The sequence below is a fragment of the Pseudomonas sp. LAM2023 genome (assembly GCF_016620375.1).
In the GTDB taxonomy this organism is placed as follows: domain Bacteria; phylum Pseudomonadota; class Gammaproteobacteria; order Pseudomonadales; family Pseudomonadaceae; genus Aquipseudomonas; species Aquipseudomonas anuradhapurensis.
Genome location: NZ_JAENHV010000017.1, coordinates 524,023 through 530,277 on the forward strand (window position 1 = coordinate 524,023; position 6,255 = coordinate 530,277).

A 6,255-nucleotide genomic window follows, 5' to 3' on the forward strand; every position below is an offset into this window, starting at 1 on the left:
ATTATAACCACACCCGGGCGCCGGTGACAGGCAGCAGCGCCCAAGGGCGGCGTGGAATGCGAAAAACCGACGCCTGACCCACCCGTTGCCCTAGTGCAAGGCCTTGCGGGCGAAATGCCGTGGGCGGAAGCCGCACAGGTACAGGCAGCCGAAATAGCTCACGACGCCGGCCAGTACCAGCGCTGCCAGGCGTAGCAGGCGCTCGAGCATGTTGCCCTGCTCCCAGGCCGGCAGGAAGTGCATGCCAGCCAGCAACACCGCCGACATCAGCCCCACTGCCAGCAGCAGCTTGAGCAGGAACATCGCCCAGCCTGGCTGCGGCTGGAACAGTTGTTGGCTGCGCAGCTTCCAGAACAGCAGGCCGGCATTCAGGCAGGCACCCAGGCTGATCGCCAGTGCCAGCCCGGCATGAGCCAGCGGGCCGATCAGGGCCAGGTTGAACAGCTGGGTGCAGACCAGGGTGAACACCGCGATCTTCACCGGCGTGCGGATATTCTGCTGCGCATAGAAACCCGGGGCCAGTACCTTGACCAGAATGATCGCCAGCAAGCCCACCGAATAGGCAATCAGCGCCCGCTGGGTCATCGCCGCGTCGGTGGCGGTGAACTTGCCGTACTGGAACAGCGCCACGGTCAGCGGCTCGGCGAGGATGGCCAGGGCCAGGGTGCAAGGCAGCACCAGCAGGAAGCACAGGCGCAGGCCCCAGTCGAGGATCCGCGAGTACTCTTCGCGGTCCTTGTTGGCGTAGGTCTTGGCCAGGGTCGGCAGGAGGATGGTGCCCAAGGCCACGCCCAGCACGCCTGAAGGCAGTTCCATGAGGCGGTCGGCGTAGTACATCCACGACACCGAGCCAGCCACCAGGAACGAGGCGAAGATGGTGTTGATGATCAGCGAGATCTGGCTCACCGACACCCCGAGGATCGCCGGCAGCATCTGCTTGAGCACCCGCCATACACCGGTGTCGCGCAGGTTCAGGCGCGGCAGCACGAGCATGCCGATCCGCTTCAGCGCGGGCAGCTGGTACAGCAGCTGCGCCAGGCCTCCGGCCAGCACACCCCAGGCCAGGGCCATGATCGGCGGGTCGAAGTACGGCGTGAGCAGCACGGCGAAGGCGATCATCGCCACGTTCAACAGGGTCGGAGTGAAGGCCGGTACCGAGAAGCGGTTCCAGGTATTGAGGATGGCCCCGACCAGCGAAGACAGCGAGATCAGCAATATATAAGGAAACGTCACCCGCAACAGTGCGGTGGTCAGCTGGTACTTTTCGGCACTGTCGACGAAGCCGGGGGCGGTCGCCCAGACCACCCACGGCGCGGCCAGGATGCCGATGGCGGTGACCAGCGCCAGGACCAGGGTCAGCAGGCCGCTGACATAGGCGACGAAGGTACGGGTGGCCTCCTCGCCTTGCTGGGTCTTGTATTCGGCCAGGATCGGCACGAACGCCTGGGAAAACGCACCTTCGGCGAAGATGCGCCGCAGCAGGTTGGGCAGCTTGAAGGCGATGAAGAAGGCATCGGTGGCGATGCCGGCGCCGAAGATACGCGCCAGGATGGTGTCGCGGACAAAGCCCAGCACCCGCGAAATCATGGTGATCGAGCTTACCGCAGCCAGGGATTTGAGCAGGTTCATCGAAAAGATTCACGCCAAGGGCAGAGGACGCTGCCAGACAGCGTCCGAATGTGCGATACTCCCGCGCCTTCGCAGGGGAGCCAAAAATTCCCGAGTTTACAGGTCGCGCAGCAGAAAGGAATCTTTCCCTCCTGTTGGCGCACCGCTCGGCGGAACCTTGCAGGTGGCCTTGACATCCGCTCGACTGATCGGCATGATTCGCGGCCTATTTTGTTTGCTATTTACCTAAAGTCTTTCGAGGAGCTCGACGGTGGCCAACACACCTTCCGCCAAGAAACGTGCAAAACAGGCTGAGAAGCGTCGCAGCCACAACGCCAGCCTGCGTTCCATGGTCCGCACCTACATCAAGAATGTAGTCAAAGCCATCGACGCAAAAGACGCCGAAAAAGCGCAAGCCGCTTACGTTCTGGCTGTGCCTGTAATCGACCGTATGGCCGACAAGGGCATCATCCACAAGAACAAGGCTGCTCGTCACAAAGGCCGTCTGAATGGCCACATCAAGGCGCTGAAAGAAGCTGCAGCTGCCTAAGCGACGCGCTAGTCGAAAAACCGACCCTAGGGTCGGTTTTTTATTGCCTGCGATTTGTGCTTCGGCACTACCCCACGCCGCACCGCTTTTTGTAGGAGCGGCCTTGTGTCGCGATCGGGCTGCGTAGCAGCCCCTCGATTGCAACTGCAACGCAGATACCGCTGGGGCTGCCTTGCAGCCCGATCGCGACACAAGGCCGCTCCTACAAAGAGGCGAGCCTGAGGTGGCCCGGTACTACTTGGCTATCTGAATCTTCGGCGCCCACTTCAGCCAGTCTTCTTCGGCCTGGTCAAACAAGGCAAACGTCTGCTGCGGCCGTGCCGGGGTGCCCATCTGGTCACCATCCGGCGTGGCGAAGGCGATACCGCCGTCGATCAGGGTCTCCACCGACTCGGTACGCACCGAAGCCCCTTTGAACAGCCCCCAGTCGAAACCGAAGCCACTGCTGTTCCAGAAGCGACTGCCGCTGCGTACCAGGGCCGCATAGCGCGGCTCGATCAGGATATGGATCAGCACGCGGTCAGCACTCTGGCCCAACTCGAAGCCTGTCACCTTGCCCACCGCGACCTCGCGGTAGGTCACCGGCACGCCCGGCTTGATCGAGCCACGGCGCGGCGCGCTGAGCGTCAACGGCAGGCCGACTTCCGGCCCAGCCACTTGCGGAGCCTCGGCCAGCGCGATGAAGTCACGCTGCGGGCCACGGTCCTTGGCTGCCGGCTGCACTTCCAGGTATTGCCCGCCGACCAGGGTGTCGAGGTTCTGGGTGCGCACCAGGCCAAAAGCCGGCTTGACCACCCAGAACTGCGTGCCGACCCGGGCAATACGGTCTGCAGCTTCGGTAATACGTGCCCGCAGCAATACCGCCTGCAGGTCATCCGTGAGGTCGACGCTCTCGATGCTGCCTACATCCAGGCCACGGAAGCGGATAGCCGTACCCGGCTTCAAACCATCGGCACGGTCGACACGGATGGTGACCAACGTTCCAGCGCGGTTGGCCGCTTCCTGGCTGTCATGCAGGCGGAAGCGCGGAATATGGCGTTTGAGCGCCACATCGGGTCGCGGCGTGTCGAAGGCGATACCACCGGCCATCAGCGTCTGCAGCGACTCACTCTTGATCTTGATGCCGGACAGACCGCCACTCAGCGTGATACCACTGACGTTCCAGAAGCGCGACGAGCCGTTGACCAGTTTTTCGTATTCCTTCTCGATATGCACGCCGATCAGGATGCGGTTGCTGTTACGCGCAAACTGGTAGCTCTGCACGCTACCCACCTTGACCTGGCGGTACATGACCGGGCTACCGATCTCCAGCGAGCCCAGGGTGTCGGCGAACAACACCATGTGCAGGCCAGGTGCCTTCAGATCGAGTGGCGGCGCCTTGGCACGGGCCTCGAACTCACGCTCGGGGCGCGCGCCCTTCTCGCCGGGACGAATAGCGATGTAGTTGCCTTTGACCAGCGCTTCCAGGCCTGTGATACCCGCCAGCGAAATCGATGGCTTGACCACCCAGAACTGCGTGCCCTCGACCAGGTAGTCCTCGGTCAATGGGTCCAGCGTCAATTCGGCCGATGCGCTGGCCAGGTTGTCTTCCATCTTCAGGGTTTTCAGCGAGCCGACCTGGATACCTTTGTACATGACGGGGGTACGCCCCGCCTGCAGGCCTTCATAGTCGCTCAACTTCAGCTTTACGCGGATACCGGCCTGGGCCGCATCGAAATCTTCATACAGGCGGAACGGCAGGCTGGAGTCGGTAGGCGGGCTGTCCTTGCGGTGTTCCGGCGTGGCGAAGGCGATACCACCAGCCACGATGCTCGACAGCGACTCGCTGCGCACCTTCACCCCCGACAGCGACGCATCGATGCTGACGCCGCTGGCGTTCCAGAAACGTGTGTGCTTGCGCACCAGGCTGGCGTATGCCGGCTCGATGAAAACTTTGATTTCGACGGTGCTCTGGTCGTCGGAAAGACGATAGCTTTTCACCCGGCCGACCTGGATCTGCTTGTAGAACACAGGGCTGTCACGGTTGAGCGAGCCCAGCCGGTCGGCCTTGAGGGTCAGGTGCAGGCCGGGCTCGGTGTCCGACAGCGGCGGTGCCACTTTCAACGCGGTGAAGCGCTTGGTACGTTCACCCTCCCCCGGGCTGACGGCGATGTAGTTACCTGACACCAATGTCTCAAGACCGGAAATACCCGCCAGGCTGACACTTGGCTTCACCAGCCAGAAGCGCGTGCCCTTGGTCAGGTGGGGCTCGGCAGCCTTGTTCATCTCGATGGTGGCGATCACCCCTTGGTTCTCGCCCTTGGCATCCAGGACCAGGCGGGTCACCTTGCCAACCGGCATGCCCTTGTAGATGACCTCGGTCTTGTTGGCGACGATCCCCTCACCCGATTCGAAGCGCACTTCAATTTCCACCCCGGCATCACGGTAAGCCTGCCAGGCCAGCCAACCACCGATCATCAAGGCGATCAAAGGCAGTATCCAGATGGCCGACCAGTTCGAGGCTGGGCGGGTTTTAGCCGTTGGCAGGTCACTCATGGTCGTCATCCGACTCCGTGTTATCCCAAATCAGTCGGGGATCGAAAGTTAAAGCAGCAAGCATTGTCAGGATCACCACAGTTGCAAAGGCGACAGCGCCCAGGTTGGCTTCGACACTGGCGATACGGCCAAAATTCACCACCGCCACCAGGATGGCGATAACGAAGATATCAAGCATGGACCAGCGCCCGATGAATTCGATGAAGCGGTACATCAATATCCGTTGCCGCGCCGAAAGCGGCTGCCGCCGCTGAACGGAATACAACAGCAGGCCAATGCCCACCAGCTTGAAGGTGGGCACCAGGATACTGGCAATGAACACCACCGCAGCAATGGGCACCATGCCATGCTTGAGCAAGGTAATGACGCCGGACATGATCGTGTCAGGGCTACCTTGGCCGAGGGTACTCACGGTCATGATCGGCAGCATGTTGGCCGGAATGTACAGGATCGATGCAGCGATCAGCAGCGCCCAGGTACGCACGATGCTGTTCGGGCGGCGGGCATGCACGATGGCGCCGCAGCGTGTGCAGGTTTGGGAAGTGCTGCCCGGCTCTTGCCGGTTCAGCTCGTGACATTCGTTGCAGACCAGAATGCCCGCATCAATCGCCCGCATGCAGGTCCTCCCCCGATAACGCACTCCAGATCTGGTGCGGCGACATCACCACCTCGAGCCATACCTGGATCAACAGCAGGCTGATGAAGCAGAACAACCCCAGGCCGACGGTCAGTTCAGCCAGGTCCACCAGCTTGACGATGGCCACCAGCACGCCCATGAAATAGACCTCGAGCATGCCCCAGTCACGCAAATGGTGATAGATGCGGTAGAACAGCAGGCCGTAATCACGGCCGATGTTCAACCGGATGCTCAACAGTACGGCCAGTTGGCACAGGAGTTTTGCCAGGGGTATGGCCATGCTGCAAAGGAATACCACTACGGCCACGCCGCGCATGCCTGAGTTGTACAGGCCCAACACGCCGCTCCACACGGTATCGTCCGATGTCTGGCCCAGCAGGTGCAGTTGCATGATTGGCAGGAAATTGGCCGGCACGAACAGCAGCAGGGCAGTCAGCACCAACGCCAGGCTACGGTTGACCACGTTGTGCCGATGGGCATAGAGCTCGTAGCCGCAGCGTGGGCACAAGGCCTTTTCATCATGCTGGAGTACGGGCTTGCGCAGCAGCAAATCGCATTCATGGCAGGCAACCAGCTCGTCCAACGGCAAGCGGGCCAATGATTCGGGTTCGACAGGGTTGGGCATATAGCGCTTCTGAATAGGTGCGTGGGGCTATTCTAGTGTTCTTGCCTGGATAGTGGGAGCGGGCCTTTCGTGCGATCGGTGTAGGAGCGGCTTTAGCCGCGAAACAGGCGACGCGGTGGCCAGGTACGGGGTGGCGGCCGCTGTGCGGCCGATCGCGACGCAAGGCCGCTCCTACAGGGCGCGCGCTTGTTTTGCCGGCGCAAAGACAAAACCCCTACCTGCATGCGCAGATAGGGGTTTTGCGAAATGAATCTTGACGATGACCTACTCTCACATGGGGAAGCCCCACACTACCATCGG

Annotated in this window: 5 protein-coding genes; 1 reads left to right on the top strand and 4 read right to left on the bottom strand. The window is 61.6% G+C overall.

All coding sequences use genetic code 11. From position 1 onward, the window contains the following. Nucleotides 1-90: 90 nt before the first annotated feature. A complete protein-coding gene (gene murJ / locus JKP78_RS12465; RefSeq protein ID WP_200626751.1) occupies nucleotides 91-1,629 on the bottom strand; it encodes a murein biosynthesis integral membrane protein MurJ in 1,539 nt (512 codons plus the stop codon). Between the two features lie 250 nt (nucleotides 1,630-1,879). On the opposite strand from murJ, the gene rpsT reads away from it, so the two are divergent. Beyond that, a complete protein-coding gene (gene rpsT, locus JKP78_RS12470) occupies nucleotides 1,880-2,158 on the top strand; it encodes a 30S ribosomal protein S20 (RefSeq protein ID WP_003247625.1) in 279 nt (92 codons plus the stop codon). Nucleotides 2,159-2,392: 234 nt separating this feature from the next. Here rpsT and JKP78_RS12475 read toward each other — a convergent pair whose 3' ends face one another. The 3 genes from JKP78_RS12475 to JKP78_RS12485 are packed head-to-tail and all read right to left on the bottom strand — an operon-like array spanning nucleotide 2,393 to nucleotide 5,955. Continuing rightward, complete coding sequence (locus JKP78_RS12475; RefSeq protein WP_186689418.1) at nucleotides 2,393-4,693, bottom strand: PqiB family protein; 2,301 nt, start codon at nucleotides 4,691-4,693, stop codon at nucleotides 2,393-2,395. After that, the gene (locus tag JKP78_RS12480; protein WP_186689420.1) at nucleotides 4,686-5,309 is read right to left on the bottom strand and encodes a paraquat-inducible protein A; all 624 of its coding nucleotides are present in this window, start codon (nucleotides 5,307-5,309) and stop codon (nucleotides 4,686-4,688) included. The genes JKP78_RS12475 and JKP78_RS12480 overlap by 8 nt, the downstream gene beginning before the upstream one ends. Further along, nucleotides 5,296-5,955: a paraquat-inducible protein A gene (locus JKP78_RS12485; RefSeq protein ID WP_186674036.1), complete on the bottom strand. Its 660-nt coding sequence runs from the start codon at nucleotides 5,953-5,955 to the stop codon at nucleotides 5,296-5,298. The genes JKP78_RS12480 and JKP78_RS12485 overlap by 14 nt, the downstream gene beginning before the upstream one ends. Between the last annotated feature and the right edge of the window lie 300 nt (nucleotides 5,956-6,255).